Genomic DNA, 844 nt, shown 5'->3' on the forward strand with positions numbered 1-844 from the left:
GTTACGGGGCTATTTTGCCTAATTCCTTAACGAGGGTTCTCCCGTTCGCCTTGGTATTTTCTACCCGTCTACCTGTGTCGGTTTGCGGTACGGGCGCCTTAGAGTGACTACCGCTTAGAGGCTTTTCTTGGCAGTGAGGTTCAACCACTTCTTGCTTGCGCACGGCATCGCTTCTCGACCTCCTGGTGGGGATTTCCCTCCACCTCTCTCCGGCCTACCTGCTTGCACCAGGTCTCCACCTCCTGGCTGGCCTACCCCTCTGCGTCACCCCTTCGCTCCTCTTTCGGCGGTTCCGGACTATTAACCGGATGTCCATCGCCTACGCCCTTCGGCCTCGGCTTAGGCCCGACTAACCCGACGTGGACTGACCTTCCGTCGGAATCCTTAGACTTTCGGCGAACACGGTTCTCACGTGTTTCTCGCTACTCATGCCAGCATTCTCACTTCTGTTCGCTCCACCGCTCCTTCCGGTACGGCTTCCCCGCTAACAGAACGCTCCCCTACTACCGCCCCCTTCGGGACGATCCATGGCTTCGGTGGCAAGCTTTAGCCCCGTTATATTTTCCGCGCAGGATCCCTCGACCAGTGAGCTATTACGCACTCTTTAAAGGATGGCTGCTTCTAAGCCAACCTCCTGGCTGTCTGAGCAACCCCACATCTTTTACCACTTAACCCGCACTTGGGGACCTTATTCGGCGGTCTCGGTTGTTCCCGCGCTTGGACACGGATGTTAGCACTCGTGCCCTCACTCCCGGACTCCACTTCCTACCCTTCAGAGTTTGATAGGGTTTGGTAGGCTGGGAGGCCCCCTAGCCCTGTCAGTGCTTTACAGGCAGGAATCAGC

At 57.2% G+C, this 844-nt stretch carries 1 rRNA gene; it reads right to left on the reverse strand.

What is annotated here, in order from left to right:
* Positions 1-844: ribosomal RNA gene (locus N2041_RS14450) — 23S ribosomal RNA — on the reverse strand; the annotation flags it as partial.

Origin of the sequence: Tepidiforma sp., from assembly GCF_026419595.1 — a bacterium.
In the GTDB taxonomy this organism is placed as follows: Bacteria; Chloroflexota; Dehalococcoidia; order Tepidiformales; family Tepidiformaceae; genus Tepidiforma.